The organism is Tateyamaria sp. Alg231-49 (assembly GCF_900143535.1).
Taxonomy (GTDB): domain Bacteria; phylum Pseudomonadota; class Alphaproteobacteria; order Rhodobacterales; family Rhodobacteraceae; genus Tateyamaria.
Map to the genome: position 1 here is coordinate 36,242 of NZ_FRFA01000020.1, position 21,743 is coordinate 57,984.

The following is a 21,743-nucleotide window of genomic DNA, read 5'->3' on the forward strand; positions in this document are numbered from 1 at the left end:
TTGCCCCCATGAAAACCTTTCCAATGTTCCTGAAGATGACGGGCCGTCGCGTTGTGATTGTGGGTGGCGGCGAACAGGCGGCGCAAAAGTGTCGGTTGATGCTAAAGACTGAGGCGCGGATCGAGGTGTTGGCTGACAGATTGGATGTCGAGTTGCACAGTCTGGCGCAGTCTGGGAAAATCACGTGGAGCCGGGCGTCCATCACGCCTGCTCAGTTTGCAGATGCGGCGTTGGTGTTTGTCGCCACGGGCTGTCCAGCGCAGGATACGTGCTTGCACATGCTGGCGAAGGCAGGTGGCGCAGTGGTGAATGTGGTCGACCAGCCTGAATTGTGCGACGCCATAACCCCATCGATCATTGACCGTGACCCGGTTGTCGTCGCCATCGGGACCGAAGGCACCGCGCCTGTTCTTGCCCGTCAGATCAAGACACGTTTGGAAGAGATGCTGGAGCCTCGCTTGGGCGATCTGGCCGCCCTTGCCGGTCGTTTACGGGGCTTTGCTGCCGCACGCCTCGGCCCACGGCAGCGTCGCGATTTGTGGGCTTGGGTTTTTGACGGGCCGTTACGTGATCAGCACAGCCAAGAGGGCGATGCCGCCGTCGCCGCGGCGATCAAGGCGGTCATCGCGTCCGGCAAAGTGCCTGAAAAGGCCCCCGCCCCTGTTGCGCTTGTGGGGGCAGGACCGGGCAGCAGTGACCTGATCACCTTGCGCGGCGTGCAGCGTCTGCAAGAAGCGGATGTGATCTTCTATGATCGGTTGGTTGATCCCGGCGTTCTGGAACTGGCCCGCAGGGATGCTGAACGGGTCTATGTTGGCAAAGAGCCGGGGTGCCACGCATGGCCGCAAGATCGGATCAATAGCCTTGTCGTGTCCGCCGCCTTGCGCGGACAACGGGTTGTCCGATTGAAATGTGGGGACCCGGGTGTGTTTGCGCGAGGTGCCGAAGAAGCTGAGGCGCTTGCCGAGGCCGGGCTGGCTTACGAAATCGTGCCCGGTGTGACGGCAGCCAGCGGGGCGGCCGCCGCCGTGGGCGGTTTCCTGACCGAACGGGGCAAGACCGACACACTGGTTCTGACCACTGGGCGCAAGGCGGAAGCGAATGAACGTCCCGACTGGGTTCAACACCTAAGCGCGCGCAGCAATGTCGCAGTCTACATGGGCGTACAAAGTGCGGCGCAGATCACAGATGTCCTGCGCGAGGCTGGAATGGTCGATGACGTGCAAGTGACAGCGGTCAGCAACGCCCAGCGCGCAAACCAAAAGGTGCTGGAATGTGCCGCCCCCGACTTGGTCGAACAGATTGCGCGGGCAGGCATTGTCAGCCCGGCAATCCTGTTTCTACGCCGCATGGATGACATGCAAACGGCGACACGCCCGGCCCCTGTGGCACTGCGCGCTGTTTAGCGACAGACTTGCGGGCACCCCGGTCTAATCGGGTTGGCAAAGACGTGCTGATCGCGTGAAGCGATGCTCACACCCAAACCGATACGCGCATTGTCTTTCAAACGACGTCGCATATTCGATCGAGTTCGTGCGTTCGCAGTATGCAAATGTATGCCCAAAAACCTGTGACAGAACTGCATCGCTTGGTTGTCTGGTGGTTGTCTTGAATCACTTTGTTGCATATTGATAGCGCTAACAAAGGGCCCTACTGCGGGGCCTTTCACTGTTTCAGGAGACACAGGATGCGCGAATGGTGGCGAGACGCGGTGATCTATCAGATCTACCCTCGGTCCTTTCAGGATGACAATGGTGACGGCATCGGCGATCTGCCCGGGATCACGCGCCGCTTGGATCATGTTGCCTCGCTTGGGGTGGATGCGATCTGGCTGTCCCCGTTCTTTACTTCGCCCGATAAGGACATGGGCTATGATGTGTCCGATTACACCGGGGTCAATCCACTGTTCGGCACGGTCGAGGATTTTGACGCACTCACGGCGCGCGCTCATGATCTCGGCCTGAAGGTCATCATCGATCAGGTGCTGTCCCACAGTTCCGACCAGCACCCGTGGTTTGAAGAAAGCCGCCAGAACCAAGCCAACCCCAAGGCAGATTGGTACGTGTGGGCCGACCCCAAGAAGGATGGTAGCGCGCCCAACAACTGGCCGTCAGTTTTTGGTGGCTCGGCTTGGATGTTCGACCCCCGTCGTCGCCAGTATTACATGCACAACTTCCTCGTCTCGCAGCCGGATTTGAACTTTCACAATCCGGAAGTGGTCGAGGCGCTCTTGGAAACGATGGATTTCTGGTTGCAGCGCGGCGTCGATGGTTTCCGGCTGGATACCGTGAACTTTTATGTGCACGACAAACAGCTTCGCAACAATCCGGCGTCACGCTACAAGGAGTTTCCCGGCAACCCTTACGGCGCGCAACGGCATATCCATTCCAAGACACAGCCTGAAAACCTTGAAGTTCTCAAGAAACTGCGCACTCTTCTGGACAAATACGACGACCGGATGATGATTGGCGAAGTGGGCGAAGATGGCCTGCGCCAGATTGAGATCATGGGCGAATACACATCCGGCAATGACAAGCTGCACATGGCCTATTCTTTCGCCATGCTCAGCCACGACCATTCGCCAAAGCATTTCCGCAACTGTATCGAAGGATTTATGCGGGACGCCCCTGATGGCTGGCCCTGTTGGTCGTTCTCAAACCACGATGTACAACGCCATGTGACCCGCTGGGCCAAAACGCCCGAAATGGAAGACGCCGTCGCGCGCCAGTCAATCAACATGCTGGTCAGCTTTCCCGGCACCCTTGGTATCTATCAGGGTGAAGAGCTGGGGCAGACAGAGACCGACATCGAGTTTCACGAGCTTCAGGACCTCGGCAACATCGGCTTCTGGCCCGACAACAAGGGCCGCGATGGCTGCCGCACGCCAATGGTGTGGGACGAAAGCCAACCCAATGCCGGATTTTCGACGGGTGAGCCTTGGCTACCGGTCAAACCACCGCAAGCGGCCCATGCAACTGCTGGCCAAGAGGGCAAGAATGACTCGGTTTTGGGCACCTATCGCGCCGCCTTGGCGTTCCGCAAATCCCGGCCCGAATTGAGCTTTGGCGAAACAACATTTCCTAAAGTCCGCAACCCCTTGTTGGCGGTGTGCCGGACATATGAGGGGGGCAGTCTGACAGGTGTCTTCAACCTATCTGATCAGCCTCAGTCAGTCCGAGTAAGTGGCGACGCTGCTCTGGTCGGAACACCCGCTGGTGCGTTGGAAAAAGGACGCCTGAAACTGCCACCCTATGGCTACGCCTATCTAGAGACTGGGACAGACCAAAGCGCGCTTGGATAAGCGCCGCAGCCCACCCGGCAGAAGCGCTGTGTCATCTCAGGCGCTTTCGGCTAGGGTAGTATGAAACACTGAAGCCGCCTGACCTGAGAAAGGGCGGGCGCAAAGGACCGGAAAGACCGCACTCGCATGGCCAAACTTCTGACACGCGACATGGCCCTCAAGGCCGCCCCGCCCTGGGACGTGGTGACAGCCCTTTTGGACGGGCATCTGGCCGACCCGTTCCAGTTTCTGGGTTTGCGCGTGCATCCTGAGGGCTTTGCGCTCAATGTCTTTGTGCCCGGCGCCGATACAGTCACCTGCATAACAGGCAAGGCCACAAATACTCCCCTAGAGCCTGTTGAACATGCTCCGGGTCTTTTCTGCACCCTTTTGAAAAAGGATCAGCCTTACCGGCTGAGCGCCACCGCGGGCGAAACCAATTGGACGTTTGAAGACCCTTATCGATTTGGCCGGGTTCTAAGCGACGACGACCTTTACTATCTTGGTGAAGGGTCGATGCACCGTCTTTGGAAAACGCTGGGTGCAAACGTTACAGAGATCGACGGGGTGGCAGGCGTGCATTTTGCAGTCTGGGCCCCGAACGCCGAACGCGTCGCCGTGGTTGGCGATTTCAACGTTTGGGATGTGCGCCGCCATGGGATGCGGCGGTTGGGAGCTTCGGGTGTTTGGGAGATTTTTGTTCCGGGTGTAATGCCCGGTGATGTCTACAAATACGCAATTCGCGCGAATGGCAGTGATCTGCCGCTCAAAGCAGATCCAGTGGGGTTTGGTTCTGAACATCCCCCCAAGACCGGATCCGTTGTGCGCGACATTGCGGGACATGATTGGAAAGACGGCGCGTGGATGGAAGGGCGTGCTGCGCGTCACAACACAGATGTGCCCATCAGCATTTACGAAGTGAACCTTGCCAGCTGGAAACGTGCGGAGGGCGACCGCCCGTTATCATACGAGGAATTGGCCACAGATCTGGTCGAATACGTCGCCTACATGGGCTTTACCCATATCGAGTTGATGCCGATCACTGAGCACCCCTTTGACGGTTCGTGGGGATACCAACCCGTTGGGATGTACGCGCCAACCATTCGTCACGGGACACCCGATGAGTTCCGCGCATTGGTCACTGCCGCCCATAACAAAGGCCTCAGCGTTCTGCTGGACTGGGTGCCGGCGCACTTCCCGACCGATGAACACGGCCTTGCGCAATTCGACGGAACGCACCTGTATGAACATTCCGACCCCCGCGAAGGATTTCATCAGGACTGGAACACCCTGATCTTCAATTTTGGGCGGCGCGAAGTGGTGAACTTCATGCGCTCCAACGCGCTGTACTGGATGGAAGAATATCATCTGGACGGCATCCGTGTGGATGCTGTCGCCTCGATGTTGTACCGCGACTATTCGCGCAAAGAGGGCGAATGGGTGCCCAATGCGCATGGCGGTCGCGAGAACCTTGAGGCTATCGCCTTCCTGCAAGAGACCAATACTTTCGTCTACGGCGAAGACGCCAGTATCATGACCGTAGCCGAGGAAAGCACAGCCTTTCCCGGTGTCTCCCGCCCCGTTTATCACGGCGGCCTCGGGTTTGGGTTCAAGTGGAACATGGGGTGGATGAACGACACCCTACGTTACATGGAAGAGGAACCCATCAACCGCAAATACCACCACCACCTGATGACCTTTGGCATCGCCTATGCGTTTTCGGAAAACTTCGTGCTGCCGATCAGCCATGACGAGGTTGTGCATGGCAAAGGGTCGATGCTGGAAAAAATGCCCGGCAATGACTGGGAAAAATTCGCAAACCTGCGGGCTTACTATGGGTTTATGTGGTCCCATCCGGGCAAAAAATTGCTGTTTATGGGTCAGGAATTCGCACAGCGCGACGAGTGGAACCATAACCAGAGCCTTGATTGGCATTTGTTGGACGCGCCTGCCCATTCGGGCATCCAGACATTGGTGCGTGACCTCAACGCGCTTTACCGCTCGACGCCAGCGCTCTACCTCAATGACTGCCGGCCCAGTGGATTTGGCTGGATCGACGGCGGCGACATGGAAAACTCGATCTACGTTTATCAGCGCATAGGCGGGTCAGATGACCCACGCGCAATCATCGTGCTGAACATGACGCCGGTAGAACGCTCAGATCACCGGATCGGCCTGCCCGGTAAAGGGTTCTGGCGCGAGGCATTGAATACAGACGGCGTCGAATATGGCGGCGGCGGGCGTGGCAATCTGGGAGGAGTGCACGCCGAGGCCGTTGAATGGATGGGGCAATCCCATTCGGCCAATGTCACATTGCCGCCCCTGTCGGCGGTTATCTTGATCGAAGGGGAGGACGACACATGAAACCAACACCCAACCAGCGCCTGTCAAATCGCGCCATGGCCTTTGTGCTTGCAGGTGGGCGGGGCAGTCGCCTCAAGGAGCTGACAGACAGCCGCGCCAAACCAGCGGTCTATTTCGGCGGCAAGACGCGGATCGTGGATTTCGCACTGTCCAATGCGCTCAACTCCGGCATCCGCAAGATGGCCATCGCCACGCAATACAAGGCCCACAGCCTGATCCGCCACTGCCAGCGCGGGTGGGGTTTTCTGCGGGCTGAGCGGAACGAATACCTTGATATTCTGCCAGCCAGCCAGCGGACATCCGAAGACAAGTGGTATCTTGGCACCGCTGATGCAGTTGCCCAGAACATCGACATCATCGACAGCTATGACGTTGATTACATTGTCGTTCTGGCCGGGGATCACATCTACAAGATGGATTACGAGATCATGCTGCAACAGCATGTGGACACCGACGCTGACGTCACCATTGGCTGTTTGACCGTGCCCCGGATGGAGGCAACTGCCTTTGGTGTCATGCATTGCGACGCAGCCGACCGCATCACTGACTTTCTGGAAAAGCCTGCCGATCCCCCCGCCATTCCCGGAGATCCGGATCACGCGCTCGCGTCGATGGGCATCTACGTGTTCAAATGGTCCTTCCTGCGTGATCTGCTGATCCAGGACATGGAAGACCCCAATTCGGCCCATGATTTCGGCAACGACATTATTCCGCAGGTGGTCAAAGGCGGCAAGGCGCAGGCCCACAGGTTCTCGGATAGCTGTGTGCAGTCCGGCCTTGAAGCCGAGCCTTATTGGCGCGACGTCGGCACGATTGACGCGTTCTGGCGCGCCAATATCGACCTGACCGAGTTCACTCCGCCGCTGGACCTTTATGACAACTCGTGGCCGATCTGGACCTATGCCGAAAGCGTGCCTCCAGCCAAGTTCATCCATAACGAAGAAAACCGCCGCGGTATGGCGGTGTCTTCCATGGTGTCTGGCGGTTGCATCATTTCGGGCTCTGAAATCCTTGAATCCCTGCTGTTCACAGGCGTGCGCAGCCATTCGTTTTCTTCGCTGAACCAAGTAGTGGCCCTGCCCTATGTTGAGGTCGGGCGCGAAGCGAAACTGACCAAATGTGTGGTCGACAGGGGGGTGCACATCCCGGACGGTCTGGTGGTTGGCGAAGATCCAGTCGAGGACGCCAAATGGTTCCGCGTGTCGGATGGGGGCGTTGTTTTGATCACCAAACCTATGATCGCGGCCCGCGCGGCGGCACTTGGATAACCGATGCGTTGCGTTTTGTCCGTCACCTCCGAATGTGTGCCCCTGATCAAAACCGGGGGCCTTGCGGATGTGGCGGGCGCGTTGCCTGCAGGGTTGGCGCAGACGGGGTGGCAGATGCGCACCTTGATGCCTGCCTATCCCGGTCTTGTTGCTAAAGCTGGCGCCAAGAAGAAGGTTTTTGCGTTCAAGGATCTGATGGGGGGACCTGCGCGCGTATTGGCGGGTGTCGCGGGCGGCGTTGATGTGCTGTTGCTGGATGCGCCGCACCTTTATGACCGCCCCGGCGGTCCCTATGGCAATCCAACGGATTTCCCGGACAATCCGGTCCGTTTTGCCGCCCTGTCCTATGCTGCGGCATGCATCGCGCGCGACGGGCTGAGCGATGGATGGCGTCCCGAAGTGTTGCATGCCCATGACTGGCAAGCCGGGCTGGCCCCGACCTATCTGAAGTTGGGTGGTGACCATGATGTCGCCACGGTGATGACGGTGCACAACATCGCTTTTCAGGGATTGGCTCCGGCGGCGATGCTGGGAGCGATGGACTTGCCAATTTCCGAATTCACATCGGAGGGGCTGGAATACTGGGGCCAGATCAGCACGTTGAAGGCCGGGCTGGTCGATGCCGATGCGATCACGACTGTCAGCCCGACCTATGCGGCCGAGCTGATGCGCCCGGAATTTGGCATGGGGCTGGATGGATTGATTGCACACCGTGCGGGCGATCTAAGCGGCATCCTAAACGGCATCGACATGGACGTTTGGAACCCGGCAACGGACCCAGAGATCACGCCATATTCAAGCACATCGCTAAAGGGCAAGGCGAAGAACCGCAAAGCTCTGATGGCTGAATTCGGCTTGTCGGACATCACCGGCCCGCTTGCCATCATCGTGAGCCGCCTAACCTCGCAAAAAGGGATGGACCTGATCGCGGATTGCGCAGGGCAGTTTGTGGCCTCGGGCGGAGGCATTGCTATCCTTGGCAGTGGCGACCCGGCCATCGAGGATCAGATGCGCCTGCTTGCGCGCAATCACCCCGGCAAGATCGGTTTGCGCATCGGCTATGATGAGGCGCTGTCGCATCGCATGTTCGGGGGCGGGGACGCAGTGTTGGTGCCCTCGCGATTTGAACCCTGCGGGCTGACTCAGCTTTATGGTTTGCGTTATGGCACAGTGCCCGTTGTGGCCGCCACAGGTGGGCTGGCTGACAGCGTGATCAACGCCAACGTCATGGCGCAATCGTCGAATGCATCGACGGGTTTTCAGTTTCATCCGGTGGATTCTTTGGCCTTTGGCCACTGTTTGCGTCGTGTCACGGACATGTTTGCCGATAAATCAGGCTGGACCCGCCTGCAAAAACGGGGAATGAAGCAGCATCTGGGGTGGGAGGCCTCGTCCGCAGCATATGCTGCACTGTATGAAAGGCTTACCGAGTGAATGTCTCCGCACAGCACGATCTGCCGAAGGTTCTAAAACATCATTCGATGTCTGCCGGCCGTCCCTACCCAATTGGGGCCACCTTTGACGGCGAAGGCGTCAACTTTGCTGTCTTTTCCGAACATGCTGAGCGGGTGGAATTGTGCCTGTTTGACCATGACGGCTGGATCGAGATTGCGCGCATTCCGCTGATGGAGCGGGACGGAGACGTCTGGCACATCTATGTCGCCGGGCTGACACCGGGAACGTCCTATGGCTACCGTGTGCATGGACCTTACGACCCCGAAAACGGGCATCGGTTCAATCCCAACAAGCTACTGTTGGATCCCTATGCAAAGCGCATCATTGGCGAAGTGGCGTGGAACGACGCAGTCATGGGCTATAGTATCGGCGCCAAGACCGCAGACCTCAGCTATGATCGCCGCGACAGCGCGGCATACGTCCCGCGCTCGGTCGTGGTGGACCCAAGTTTTGAGTGGGGCAAGGACGCCCCACCGGAAATCAGCGGGTCGGAAACGCTGATCTATGAGGCCCACGTTAAAGGCATGACCGCAGAATTCCCCGGTCTGCGCCGCGGCCAACGGGGCCATTTCCTTGGCATGGCGAGCGAGCCGGTGCTGGAACACCTGACCAAGCTGGGCGTAACGACTGTACAGTTGCTCCCCGTGCATACCTTTCTGGACGACAAGTTCCTCGTGGATGCGAACCTTTCAAATTTTTGGGGTTACCAATCCATTGGCTTTTTCGCGCCCGAACCGCGTTACATGGATCAGGCGGGCATCTGGGAATTTCAGACCATGGTGCGCCGGTTCCATGCCGCCGGAATCGAAGTGATCCTCGACGTGGTCTACAACCACTCCGGAGAGGGCAATCATCTGGGACCGACTTTGTCGTTCCGCGGCCTCGACAACCTGTCTTACTACCGCCTTCAGGAAGACCAACGCTATTACGTCAACGACACGGGCACGGGAAACACACTGAATGTCCGTCACCCGATGGTATTGCGCATGATCATGGATTCATTGCGCTATTGGGTTGAGGTCATGCATGTGGACGGGTTCCGCTTTGACCTTGCCACCGTGTTGGGCCGCGAGACCGAAGGGTTCAACCGCAATGGTGGGTTTCTGGATGCACTGGGGCAGGACCCCGTCCTGAGCCGTGTTAAATTGATCGCCGAGCCATGGGATTTGGGGCCCGGAGGATATCAGCTCGGCAATTGGCCGCATCCATTCCTTGAATACAACGACAAGTTTCGCGACGGCATCCGCAAGTTTTGGCGGGGCGACGCGGGCCTGACAGGCAAGCTGGGCCGGTGCCTGACAGGCAGTGCAGATACGTTTGACCATTCTGGACGTGCGGCCACGTCTTCTATCAACTTTATCACCTGTCACGACGGCATGACCCTGCGCGACGTGGTGAGCTATGACAAAAAAAACAACCATGCCAATGGCGAGGCCAACCGCGACGGCACGGATGCGAACTGGTCTGACAATATGGGCGTCGAAGGCCCGACAAACGATGCCGAGATCAACGCCGCCCGTGCCCAGCGCCAACGCAACCTGCTGGCCACCGGTTTCTTATCGCAGGGAACGCCCATGCTCTTGGCCGGCGATGAGATCGGCAATTCGCAGGATGGCAACAACAACACCTTTGGGCAGGACAACCCGCTGGGTTGGGTGAACTGGGGCAGTGCGGATCAGGACATGCTCGCTTTTGTACAGCGCCTGAGTGCCCTGCGCCGCGACAACAAAGTGCTGCGTCAGGCCCGCTTCCTGCATTCGCGACCACGCAGCGCAGATGGTAAACCAGATGTGTTCTGGCGCTTGCCTGACGGCACGGCACCAACCCGAGAAGACTGGGAAGACCCCGACACAAAGACCATCGGAGTAGAGTTACGCACATCTTCGACCACGCCCTACTACGCGGCCTCGGACGACGTGATCTTTCTTGTCTTCAACAACGATGAGGATCAGGACGTTGTCCTGCCCCCCTGCGCCCCAGACAAGACTTGGGAACGGATTTTGAACACTGCCGCACCAGATGAAGGCCCTTACTGCCTTGTTGGCAAGACTGTGCATGTCAGCGCCTTGTCCGTTTCAGTCTTTACGCTGGCGCCAATACACTAAGAGGACCTACCAATGAGCAAAGTGAGCATTGCGACCACCCCGTTTGAGGGACAAAAGCCCGGCACTTCGGGTCTGCGCAAAAAGTGCCGCGTGTTCATGGGCGAGCATTACCTCGAGAACTTTGTGCAGGCGATGTTTGACGGGATTGGCGGCGTGGCTGGCAAGACGCTGGTTGTTGGTGGTGATGGTCGTTTTCACAACGATGTCGCGACGCAGACCATCTTGTCTATGGCTGCGGCCAATGGCGCGGCGCGCGCGATTGTAGGGCAAAATGCCCTTCTCTCTACCCCCGCAGCATCCCACCTGATCCGCACGATGCAAACAGATGGCGGGATAATCCTGTCAGCCAGCCATAATCCCGGCGGCATCGACGAGGATTTTGGGATTAAGTTCAACATGCCCAATGGTGGCCCCGCCCCCGAGGCAGTCACAAACGCGATTTTTGAACGCACGCAAACCATCGATACCTATCACATCTGGCAAGGTGATTCTGTCGATCTGTCGACCATCGGTGTCAGCTCATTGGGCGGCATGACGGTCGAAATCGTTGATCCAGTTGCGGCCTATGTCGACCTGATGCAGAGCCTCTTTGATTTCCCTGCCATCGCCAAGATGATTTCGGGCGGCTTGTCGATCCGGTTCGATGCCATGTGCGCCATTACTGGCCCCTATGCCCGCGCGATCCTTGAGGATGCACTGGGCGCACCCAAAGGCACAGTGACACACGGCACTCCCCTTCCCGATTTTGGCGGCATGCACCCGGACCCGAACCCAACCTGGGCGCACGAGTTGATGGACGAGATGATGGGTGCGGACGCGCCGGGATTTGGCTGTGCATCTGACGGCGACGGCGATCGCAATATGATCGTTGGCCCCGGCTGTTATGTTAGCCCCTCTGACTCTCTGGCCGTGATTGCGGCCAATGCGCATATGGCACCCGGATATGCGGATGGTCTGAAAGGCGTCGCCCGGTCCATGCCGACTTCTGCTGCTGTGGACCGTGTGGCCGAGGCGTTGGGGCTGGATTGCTACGAAACGCCGACCGGTTGGAAATTTTTTGGCAATCTCATGGATGATGGGCGGGTCAGCCTGTGTGGTGAAGAGAGCTTTGGCACCGGGTCTGATCATGTCCGCGAAAAGGATGGCGTCTGGGCCGTTCTGATGTGGTTGAACATTATGGCAGCGACCGGCAAATCCGTGCCGCAGATCATGGCAGATCACTGGACGCGCTTTGGCCGCAACTATTATTCCCGCCACGATTTCGAGGCGATTGAGACGGCCAAGGCCGACGCGCTGATGACCGAGTTGCGCGGCGCGTTGAGCGGGCTGGCGGGTCGCAGCGAAGGGCCTTTGACCGTCGCGCATGCGGATGACTATACCTACCTTGACCGGGTTGATGGCAGCACGTCTGCGCAGCAAGGTGTGCGGGTTGTGTTTGAAGGTGGTGCGCGGTTCGTGGTGCGTCTATCGGGCACTGGAACCAGCGGGGCGACTCTGCGCCTCTACCTCGAAACGCTCGAGACAAATAAACTGGACCTTGAGCCACAAGAAGCCCTCGCCTCGGTGATTGCAGCCGCCCACAGCATCATCGGGATTGAGAGCCATACAGGCCGCACCGCGCCTGACGTTATCACCTGACCACCAGCTATGACTTTTGCCAACTGCTGTTGGTAGCGGTTTTGCCTGATCCAATCCGGCGGACGACCCGAACAGATGGTCCGTCCGGACGGCGAAAGCGTGGTTTACTGCCGGTTCATTCATCTTGAGTGGCTGCCAAGTCAGCCATGCTCACGCGGTCTGATCTGCAAAAAAATGTCGTTATGACGGCATGTTATTCGCCAAAACCGTTGCTTGTTTCCGGTTCAAAGGGGAGACTGTTCGGTATGAAAGTAAAAGCCGAATGAGAAACTGCCAGAGGTCAGATCACGCGCCGATAAAGTGGCCTGCTCCATATTCGGACGGATGCTGTTGAGGTGGTAGTACATACTAATACCTCCCGGTCCGTCAACTTTACGAAATCCCATTTTCGGACCTGCGCAGCATGAGCGCTTGGTCTGAGATATTCCAGATCACAGATCCGGGTTATGTCGCATTGGTGGGGCTGATTTTCCTCGGGGCGGCCATCATCAAAGGGTTCCTTGGCATCGGCCTTCCGGCCGCTGCGATGGCGTTCCTTACCCTTCTTATGCCACCAACCGAGGCCATCCCATTGCTTTGGCTATCCATCCTTGGCACCAACTCACTCCAATTCGCGCGCGCGCCGAAAAAGTGGGATATCGCCAAGGAATACTGGCTTTTCGCGCTGGCCATCGTCGTCTGCATATTCGTCACGTCGATGTTCATCGCAGACTATCCGACCGCTCTTTTGACGGTAGCTATTGGCATAGCGATGGTTCTGTTCTCTCTGAACTTGCTGCTGGGCATCAAATTGCGCATCGGACCGGGCCGTGGATGGCAAGCCGTGTTTGGCGTCATATCCGGCACGCTTGGCGGAATAAGTTCGATCTGGTCACCGACTGTCGCGATGTACATGGTGGCGCGGGACGTTGACAAAGAACGCTTTATCGGCGCAACCGGATTTTTGTTCCTGTGCGGGGTTCTGCCGCTGGGTGCAGGTCAGATTGTGGCCGGGGTCCTGACCTTTCCGGTATTCCTACAGTCCGTTTTTGTGCTGATGGTCGTTCTGGTCGGGTATCGGATCGGGGAGCTTTTGCGCTCCCATGTGTCGCAGAACCTTTTCAGAAAGGCCGTGCTGATCGCATTCCTGCTGATGGGGATCAGGTTGATCTTTAACGGATTGGCCGCTTAAACGCGCCCAAGCTACCCTTTGCCGTACAGCAATTCGTTCAGGTACAGTCGCTGGATTTTGCCCGAAGGCCCCTTGGGTAGCTCGTCCATCAAATGCACGTGGTCCGGGGCCTTGAACTTGCCAACACGCTCTATGCACAAGGCCAGCAGATCATCCGCCGTGGCTGACGAGCCCTCGCTCAGGCGCACGGCCGCTTCGACCCTTTCGCCATACTCCGGGTTCGGACGGGCAAAAGCTGCCGCCTCAACAACGTCGCCATGTTCATAGAGTGCTTCGTCAATCTCGCGCGGGGCGATGTTCTCGCCGCCCTTGATGATCAACTCTTTCAATCGACCAGTCACGAAAATGAACCCATCTGCGTCGATGCGGCCCAGATCGCCTGTGCGCAGCCAGTCTCCGATGAAAGTCTCACGCGTCGCTTCGGGGTTCTTAAGGTATTCCTTCATGACATTCGGGCCACGAATTTGAATCTCTCCTTCCTCGCCAACAGCACAAAGCTGCCCTTTCTCATCTGCAATACGTCCATCGTTGCCGATGCCGTAGCCGGGAGAGCCAATTTTCTGCTGTGCCGGATCAAGGGGATTGGACAGGCATTGCGCGGCTGTTTCGGTGAGGCCCATGGTTTCGACAATCGAAATGCCAAACCGCTTCTGAAAGGCGTTTTGCGTCTCGACCGCAAGCGCCGAGGACGCGGAGCGCCCGAAACGCAATCGCGATTTGAGCGCGTCTGAGGGATCCGCTTTGCCGTGCAACAGGTGGCTAATGATGGTCGGTACAACAGAGAACCATGTGATCCCGCCTTTCTCTGCCTGATCCCAGAACTGGCTGGCAGAGAAGCGCGATACCATCGCAAGCGAACCGCCGGACACGAGGCTGCCCATCACGGAAACGCAGAGCCCGTTGATGTGGTAGAACGGCAGCACACCAAAGGCGCGATCGTCGGGTGTAAGGTGATGGGCTTTGCTGACGGTCCAGCCACCGGCGAGCAGGCTGGAATGGGTATGTACCACCCCCTTGGGGCGGCCCGTGGTCCCGGACGTGTACATCAAAAGCGCGTCGTCGCTTGCGTTCAGATCATGCAGCGTTGCCAAGCCGCCTGTCGGGGCATAAAGCGACATCCGCTCTGGCCGGGCCGCATTGAACATCTCGATTTGTGCCTCATGCACGAAGGCAACGCGCGCCCCGGAATGATCAAGCGCATAGCCAATCGCGTCCGGACCAGCAGCAAGGTTGATCATTGTGACACGAAAGCCGCCATAGAGCGCCGCGTAGAGCGCCTTGACCCCCTCCAGTCCGTTGGGATGCACCACAGCGATGCTTTCGCCCTTTTCAATGCCCTGGGACGTGAGATCAGCCGCTGTTTCGGCAGCAGTTGCCCTTAGCTCAGCCCAACTCAGTTCTTGCCCTGTTTCGGGAAAGGTGATCGCTGTTCCACCAGCATCGGCGCGGGCATTCAGCCAATCACGAACTGTGCCCTCAGGCGGCAAGGCCGTGCTCAACTTCATTTGCCTGTTTCTTCCCAGTAGGTTCCAAAAATGTCTTCCAAAGCGGGTTCATTTTCTGGGATCTCGCGCACAATCTTTGTTGATTGCAGGAAGTTGCGGTAGTTGACGTTGTCATTCACCGAATTGCCGCCCCAAGTCCCGCATCCCATCGACAGCGAAAACGGCATGCCGTTGGTAAAAGAACCGCCCGTGGCAAAGGTATGCGCCTGATTGACGATGACCCGGCTGGTCGGGATCGCATTGGCCAAAATCATTGGTCGATCTGTATTGGTTGAATGCAAGCCAACGGAATGGCCTGCGCCTTGATGCAGCTGGATGTCGCGCGCGACCTTGACCGCATCATCAAAATCGGAGGCGCGATAGAGCGCCAGAACCCGGCTCAATTTCTCACCTGACAACGGGTGGTCCGGCCCAATGCCAGAAGTCGTCACCGCGATGTAGTCGGTGCCCTCGGGTACATCGAGATCGAGCGCTGCAATCATCTTGTCTGCGTCTTGCGCAATGACTTCTCGGTTCAGGTGACCGCCGGGCCAGAGTTTTTCAACAATGCCTGCTTCATCAACCACAAGCGCACCGCCTGCCCCTGCCATCGCGGCCACGAAGGCGTCGTAGATGGCATCGACCACGACGACCGAGTTCTCCGACGAACAGGATGTCGCGTTGTCAAAACACTTGGATGCGCGGATCTTTTCGGCAGCAGCGGCTAGGTCTGCGGTTTCGTCCACGATCACCGCAACGTTGCCCGCGCCAACGGCCACGGCCGGTGTCCCCGCAGTCTGCGCACGATGCACGTTGTTCTGGCTGCCCGTGGCCACAATCATATCGCACAATTCCATGAGCGATTGAGTTTTTTCCTTTGATCCGGGTGCCGGGACCATTTGTACGAGATCGGGGTCTTCGCCGATCTTTGCAAATTCAGCATGGATAAAGCCAAGAAGCCGCTCAGCGCTCGCCACCCCTTTTGGCGATGGCGCGACGATGATCGAGTTTCCACATTTCAACGCGTTGATGATGTTGTTGGCCGGCGTTGCGGCTGGGTTGGTCGAAGGCACAATCGCCCCAACAACACCCTTGGCGCGGGCAATTTCAGTGATGCCCGTGGCCGCATCGTCCGACACCACACCAAAGGTCTTGGCGTTTTGAATGTCACGCATCAGGCCCAGCGTCTTGCGATGGTTTTTGGTAATCTTGTCCGGCACGTTTCCAAGGCCCGTGGTTGCCACGGCAAGCTCTGCAAGCTCTTTGTTACGCGCGGGTTCCATGATGGCCCAAGCCACTGCCTGTGCAGCACGATCGTATCGGGCTTGCGATCCGTTTGCCTCGTAACGTGCTTGGGCCGCGCGGGAACGGGCAACGATTGCCTGAATGCTGTCATCGCTCATCAGTGCATCCTTTTCACAGATCAGAACCAGTCAGGCTGGCTTTTTTGCGGGGGCAAAGGCCTTATACACGCTTGTCAGCAGCGTCAAAGTGCCTGCCGCAATCAGGACCGAACAAATCGGGCGCGAGAAATATGTGCCAAGATCGTAGTGAACCATCTGCATACCTTGCGCAAAGTTCTGCTCGCCGATTGTGCCAAGGATCAAACCAAGCACGATTCCGGGGATCGAAAATCCGGTCCGGCGCAGCAGGTAGCCAAGGATGCCTGCGAGGAACATCACGATCACGTCGAGCACCAGACCCCGGCTGATATAGGCGCCAATCGTGGCGAGCATCAGGATGAGTGGGGCCAAGAACTGGAACGGGATTTTTAAGAGATTCAGGATCGTCTTGGTTTCGATAACGCCAATGATCAGGATTGAAAGGTTGGCATAAAACATGGCCGCGAACACCACCCAGATCAGATCAGGCGAGGTGTAAAAAACCAACGGGCCGGGTTGCAGGTCGTGCATCTGGAACACCGCAACCATCATTGCGGTCAGCGCCCCCCCCGGCAGACCAAGCGCCAGAAGCGGGATCATTGCCGCCCCTGTGGCCGCGTTATTGGCGGTTTCGGATGAAATGACGCCTTCCAGCTTACCTTTGCCGAACTCTTCTTTGTTCTTGGACCAGCGCACCGCTTCGCCGTACCCCATGAAGGCAGCCAGTGTGGCGCCAATGCCGGGCAGGATGCCACAGAAGAACCCAACTAGGATCGACCGCAGAACAGCAAATTTATGCATCCAAAGTTCAAGGAATGAAGGAAAGGCCATGCTGACCTTGGGAGCTTTGTACTTGCCCGCTGCCGTGCGCTCGGCCTGCACAAATATCTCTGAAACCGCAAAAAAGCCGAGGATCGCAGGGACAAAAGCAATGCCAGCGGCCAGATCGGTCAAACCAAAATTATAGCGGTTGATGCCACCCACTGGGTCCTGACCAATGGTGGAAATCAAAAGACCGATCAGAACCGACATCCAGCCTTTCCAAATGGTGCGTGCACCCACGGATGACGCCACAGCAAGCCCAAAAAACACGAGCGCGAAAATCTCTGGTGGACCGATGTTCTGGATCGCCCAGTTGGCCAAAGGCTCCGTTGCCGCCATCATCACCAGAGCCGAGGCAATACCGCCGATAGCTGAACACAAAACTGCGGCGCCGACAGCTTTGCCAGACTCGCCCTTTTGCGTCATAGGATAACCGTCAAAGGCGGTCGGCGCGTTTTCTGGCGAGCCGGGAATGTTGAACAGGATCGCAGTAATCGCCCCACCATACGTACCAGTACAGTAAATGACAGCAAACAACATCACACCCTGCGCTGGTTCCAAAGATGCCGTGAACGGCAGCAGAATTGCGGCAAGGGTCAGCATACTGACGCCCGGGATCGCTCCGAAAAGCATACCTCCGATAACGCCGAAAACAAAAATGCCGATGGTGAATGGATCGCCGAATAGGGCAGCCGATCCGGCGAGAAAATTTTCGATCATCGTGTTACCACATAGCCTGTAGTTTGGTGTTCATGGTCAGGATCCACGCACTGAAATCATAGAAGGGCGAGGTGTTGCCTTGCGGCAAGGGCGCATTCAGCACCACCAGAAATAGACCGATGAAGATTGCATAGATGACGAGTGTCATGATCAGTATTGCCTTCCAGCGACGCTCGCCAAAAAGCCACATAATCGCTGCGATGAAGAATGGCGCGCTGAAGTAAATGCCAACTGGTTTTAGAAGCCACGCAAACACAAACGGCGTAAACAGCACTGCCAACATTCGGAGCAATGTGGAGCTGTCACTGAAGTCCGCACCATCATCCTGATCTGGCGTCGCTCCGACGATACCGGACTGTGAGTCTGAACCATTCTTGTATTGATAGTAGACGTTGCCGATGGTCGCGATCAAAAGCAGCGCAATGACAACGCGCGGCCATGCTGTGGCCCCGAAGATATAAATCTCGATCGGTTGATTGAACTCGAATGAGTAGGCGTAAAACACGGCCACAATCAAAAGCCACACAACAGCTTCGATCAGATGCGAACGGTTCAGACGTCCCATGATAGCTTCCCCAACCTGCCCATAAAAAACGTGGCGCCCAAAGGCGCCACGCAATGCGTTAACCGCTTGATTTACTTCACATCCAGGCCCATGGCCTTGTAGACATCACGGTATTGCTCAACAGAGCGGTCGATCAGTTCCCGGGCACCGTCAGTATCACGATAGCTGTCGATCACGGTCATGAACTTGCTTTCGTTGAACGACTGATAGCTGTCTTCGCAATATCCGCGCTGGAAAGCCCATTTCAGCCACTCCACACGGTCTGCTGGCGCATCTGCATGCACATAAAAACCGCGGAAGCGCAGCAGTGGGTCGAAATCCATGCCCATTTCACGGTGCGTTGGTGTGTCGGCAAACACGCCTGGACGCTCATCAAAAATGGTGAGGATCGGCTTGAACTGACCCGCATCAAGGAAGTTGCGCACGTCGCCCGGTTGTTCAAAGAGCGCGTCGACCTGGCCACCCAGCAGGGCGCCATAGCGCGGCGCGCCTTTGTCAAACGAGATCTGCTGGATTGTCATCCCGCTGGCGTCTGTGATGAACTTCATCGTCACACGCTCCATCGAGCCTTCTTTGGACACGTTGGCGATCGTCGCTTTGCCGTCTTGCGCTTTCACCCATTCCACAAATGAGGGCCAGTCCGAAAAGCGGTCCTCATTGGTGCGGATATAGATTTGCGAGAAGGTTACCTGGCTGACCACAAGGGGGATCAGATCCGAGGCCGGGTTGGGCACCGAGGAATCCAACGCATGTGCAGATGACGCGTCATCAATGTGCTCAAGAACGTTGTAGCCGTCTGCAGGCGACGCCATGTAAGCGGTCATGCCAACCGTACCCGACCCACCGGGTTTGTGGTCGCGGTTGATTGCAACGCCGGTCAATTCGGTTACAGCCTCAGCCATTGCCGCCGCAACTTGCCCCGAACCACCTGCGGGCCCGTATGGAACCACCATGGTGAGGGCCCTTTCCGGGAACCCATCAGGCTTATCGAACGACGCTTCCGGTCGCACACATTCAAATGCAAGAGCGGCCGTTCCCGTCGCCAAAAAAACGGAAACAATCGATGTTCCGAGCAGTCTATTCATAATCGTCCTCCCTGACGCGCCTTGTTTGGTTTGTTTTTGTACAAGGCTTCTTTTGTCTCTCGACACAGAGATCAATGACACATCAATGATCTCCTATGTAACGACATTAGGGACGATGAAGCTTTCTGTCCAGAATTCAAGTTGCTGTGCTTTGAGGTCATGCCGCCAACAGCTCTGAAAGCCCAGAACGGTATGCACGATTCCAATAAACTTCTGATATTAATAAATATATCTCAAACCTAGGGCCGCTAGCGGCGGCCACTCAATGCGGTGAACAAGGGTATATTCTGACAATCGAGAGTAGTGCCGCGGGGTGTATCTGGGCTTGTTCCGACATCGACGGGATTGGTTTTACCAAGCGCGATTCAAAACCTCTGACCCACTGAAACGTACAGGATGCTTTCTTGAGCCTCGTTGTAGGACAGGTCAATTGCGTAATCGACGGGGAAAGTTTTGGACAGACGGATGCGTGCGCCGATGCCAACCGCAACCTTAAGATCATTTCCTAAAGCGTCCCCAAAGTCTTCGCCAACGCTACCGATGCCCGCGAAGGCAACAAACCCCAATCGGTTAGTCAATCGGCCTCGATACTCCACTTGGGCAGATAACAGTGCGTTATCGATGAATTCAGTCGCAACGTACCCGCGAAAGGCATCCACCCCACCAAGAGCGCAACTGTCAAAGAAAGGAGCTTCGTCCGTCGAGGCACAGACCGATCCACGGACGGCGAGGACCCCTTTTTCGGTAACCGGCCAGTAGTAATTGGATGTGAGCACAAGCTTTCCGTAGTGCAGCTCTCCATTGTCAACTGCACGCCCGTAGATCAGTGATCCTGTGGAAAGCGACCCGGTGGTCGGATAGAAATTGTCATCTCGAAAGTCGCGTTCGACATCAAACGTAAGTCGCGCAAGCTTTAGCTGAGTGGCAGCTTCCAATATTGGCGGCAGAGCGCCACCGCCGCGCAACTGCACTTCCGACTCGCCGTAACCAATCCCGATTCCAATCTCAACTTGTTCTGAAATGGAGCGCGCAAACCCAATCGTGTATCCTTGCAAGGATTGCGAGACCGGAATTGGAAAACCAGCAACATAGAGGTCATAGTTCAAGTTCGCATCAGCCAAAAGAAAGCTGGTCGTCCATTCTCCATTGCCAAAATTCACGTCCCAGCCAAGAGCATAGCCTTCGCTATCATTGTCGGACTTGAATGCGCCGAACCCGACTGTGGAAGAATTTGACCCTTCATCCGCGCGAAATAGATAAGCACCACCCAGGGCCAACCCCGCGCCGAGGGATGGGCTGGAAAACGGAATCGGAGCAACAATGAACGAGCCGTTGCGAACGCCGACAGCTTCGGCCGTTTCAGTTTCAGGAACGGCAGCACCATTTTTGAAAGGCCCAGATTGGGCGGCGCACTGACCACCAATGCAGACCAGCGCTGTCGCCAATACGGCGAGGTTTGGGCCGCAGCGTCCGCCTCTGCCTGTCAGAAAACCCAATTTTTGGTCTGGCATTACTTGTGTCATCTCGATCACCATAGTCACATCAGTTTTTAGCGTTTTGTCCAATTTCGCAGACGAAGCCAGATCCGAATTTCCAATCATAAAACACCTACATCCGATGGACTATGCAAGCCAGTTCTCCAGTGTGCGACGGGCATTCATGCGCCGACGTCTCGTGCGCTCGCCCATCGCACCGCCTTTTTTGCGCTCATCTACTCGTCAGTTCGCTTACCAAGCTGGTTGTTGGGATGCTGGGAAAAGAATGCCCGTCCGGACGAACGGTCGGGCGTTCCACCGCGCCAAAGGAAGCAGGCGCAGTCATCAAAAGAAGCGTTTTCCAAGCGTTTTCACTGCTCTTTTGTTTGGCCCACGGACAGTTTCAGGCGTGCTTATACTCAAGCCGCTCTGACCGTCGGGTCCCAGTCTTTTTATCTTGGTCCCAGACCTATTCCGCCATAGCCACGGGCGCGTAGTTGAGTTTTCGCGACGGACCCATAGTGACCTTGTAAGGCACGCCCAGAAACTTGTTTTCCACAAAGAAAACAAGCTCATCACCAATTTTCATCGGTTGATGCATGGATGCAAAATCTGGGATCCCAAAGTTGTGCAGTCGCACAGTTCCCGGTCCGCGTTCTTCGTCCGGGTCTTCGGCGTTATATCGTTCCATGTATTCCGCTTGGAAGGCAGCAACATCGTCTATCAACGCATGGCTGTATCCTTCGGCCATGTGATTGAGCAGAAATGCGTGGGTATATAAATGATCCTCGCCATCCAGAAACGGTGCCGCAGCAATAAGATCGGTTGGTGTGGTCACCTGTGCATCGTCAATTGTCACATAAGGCGCCCCACTCACAGAGACGTCGTAGTTGATCAAAGGCAAGTCATCGTTCATCTTGTCTCTCCGT

At 56.9% G+C, this 21,743-nt stretch carries 15 protein-coding genes; 8 read left to right on the forward strand and 7 right to left on the reverse strand.

The window, feature by feature from the left end; genetic code table 11:
* Positions 1-8: 8 nt before the first annotated feature.
* From cysG to DHN60_RS19880, 8 genes are all read left to right on the forward strand, one after another.
* Positions 9-1,406: a siroheme synthase CysG gene (gene cysG, locus DHN60_RS19845; RefSeq protein ID WP_108839057.1), complete on the forward strand. Its 1,398-nt coding sequence runs from the start codon at positions 9-11 to the stop codon at positions 1,404-1,406.
* A gap of 281 nt (positions 1,407-1,687) precedes the next feature.
* The gene (locus DHN60_RS19850) at positions 1,688-3,301 is read left to right on the forward strand and encodes an alpha-glucosidase (protein WP_108839058.1); all 1,614 of its coding nucleotides are present in this window, start codon (positions 1,688-1,690) and stop codon (positions 3,299-3,301) included.
* Between the two features lie 126 nt (positions 3,302-3,427).
* Entirely contained in the window at positions 3,428-5,644 is a 2,217-nt protein-coding gene (gene glgB / locus DHN60_RS19855; RefSeq protein ID WP_234423721.1) for a 1,4-alpha-glucan branching protein GlgB, read from the forward strand.
* A complete protein-coding gene (glgC, locus tag DHN60_RS19860; RefSeq protein WP_108839059.1) occupies positions 5,641-6,912 on the forward strand; it encodes a glucose-1-phosphate adenylyltransferase in 1,272 nt (423 codons plus the stop codon). The genes glgB and glgC overlap by 4 nt, the downstream gene beginning before the upstream one ends.
* A 3-nt stretch (positions 6,913-6,915) precedes the next feature.
* Positions 6,916-8,346: a glycogen synthase GlgA gene (glgA, locus tag DHN60_RS19865; RefSeq protein WP_108839060.1), complete on the forward strand. Its 1,431-nt coding sequence runs from the start codon at positions 6,916-6,918 to the stop codon at positions 8,344-8,346.
* A gap of 47 nt (positions 8,347-8,393) precedes the next feature.
* Positions 8,394-10,472, forward strand: a complete 2,079-nt coding sequence (gene glgX, locus DHN60_RS19870; RefSeq protein WP_108839061.1) for a glycogen debranching protein GlgX — start codon at positions 8,394-8,396, stop codon at positions 10,470-10,472.
* Positions 10,473-10,484: 12 nt separating this feature from the next.
* On the forward strand, positions 10,485-12,110 hold the full coding sequence (locus DHN60_RS19875; protein WP_108839062.1) for an alpha-D-glucose phosphate-specific phosphoglucomutase: 1,626 nt from the start codon (positions 10,485-10,487) through the stop codon (positions 12,108-12,110).
* A gap of 403 nt (positions 12,111-12,513) precedes the next feature.
* Entirely contained in the window at positions 12,514-13,281 is a 768-nt protein-coding gene (locus DHN60_RS19880) for a sulfite exporter TauE/SafE family protein (protein WP_108839063.1), read from the forward strand.
* 11 nt (positions 13,282-13,292) lie between these two features.
* On the opposite strand, the gene DHN60_RS19885 is transcribed toward DHN60_RS19880, so the two are convergent.
* The 7 genes from DHN60_RS19885 to DHN60_RS19915 form a co-directional block, all read right to left on the reverse strand.
* Positions 13,293-14,786 carry a class I adenylate-forming enzyme family protein gene (locus tag DHN60_RS19885; protein ID WP_108839064.1) on the reverse strand — a complete coding sequence of 498 codons (1,494 nt, stop codon included), beginning with the start codon at positions 14,784-14,786 and terminating at the stop codon, positions 13,293-13,295.
* Entirely contained in the window at positions 14,783-16,168 is a 1,386-nt protein-coding gene (locus DHN60_RS19890; protein ID WP_108839065.1) for an aldehyde dehydrogenase family protein, read from the reverse strand. The genes DHN60_RS19885 and DHN60_RS19890 overlap by 4 nt, the downstream gene beginning before the upstream one ends.
* 30 nt (positions 16,169-16,198) lie before the next feature.
* Positions 16,199-17,689, reverse strand: coding sequence for a tripartite tricarboxylate transporter permease (locus DHN60_RS19895; RefSeq protein WP_108839066.1), 1,491 nt, complete (start codon positions 17,687-17,689; stop codon positions 16,199-16,201).
* Positions 17,690-17,693: 4 nt separating this feature from the next.
* Positions 17,694-18,254 carry a tripartite tricarboxylate transporter TctB family protein gene (locus DHN60_RS19900; RefSeq protein ID WP_108839067.1) on the reverse strand — a complete coding sequence of 187 codons (561 nt, stop codon included), beginning with the start codon at positions 18,252-18,254 and terminating at the stop codon, positions 17,694-17,696.
* A gap of 71 nt (positions 18,255-18,325) precedes the next feature.
* A complete protein-coding gene (locus DHN60_RS19905) occupies positions 18,326-19,207 on the reverse strand; it encodes a tripartite tricarboxylate transporter substrate binding protein (RefSeq protein ID WP_199913708.1) in 882 nt (293 codons plus the stop codon).
* A gap of 497 nt (positions 19,208-19,704) precedes the next feature.
* Positions 19,705-20,940, reverse strand: a complete 1,236-nt coding sequence (locus DHN60_RS19910) for a BamA/TamA family outer membrane protein (RefSeq protein WP_108839069.1) — start codon at positions 20,938-20,940, stop codon at positions 19,705-19,707.
* A 343-nt stretch (positions 20,941-21,283) separates the two neighbouring features.
* A complete protein-coding gene (locus DHN60_RS19915; RefSeq protein WP_108839070.1) occupies positions 21,284-21,730 on the reverse strand; it encodes a hypothetical protein in 447 nt (148 codons plus the stop codon).
* Between the last annotated feature and the right edge of the window lie 13 nt (positions 21,731-21,743).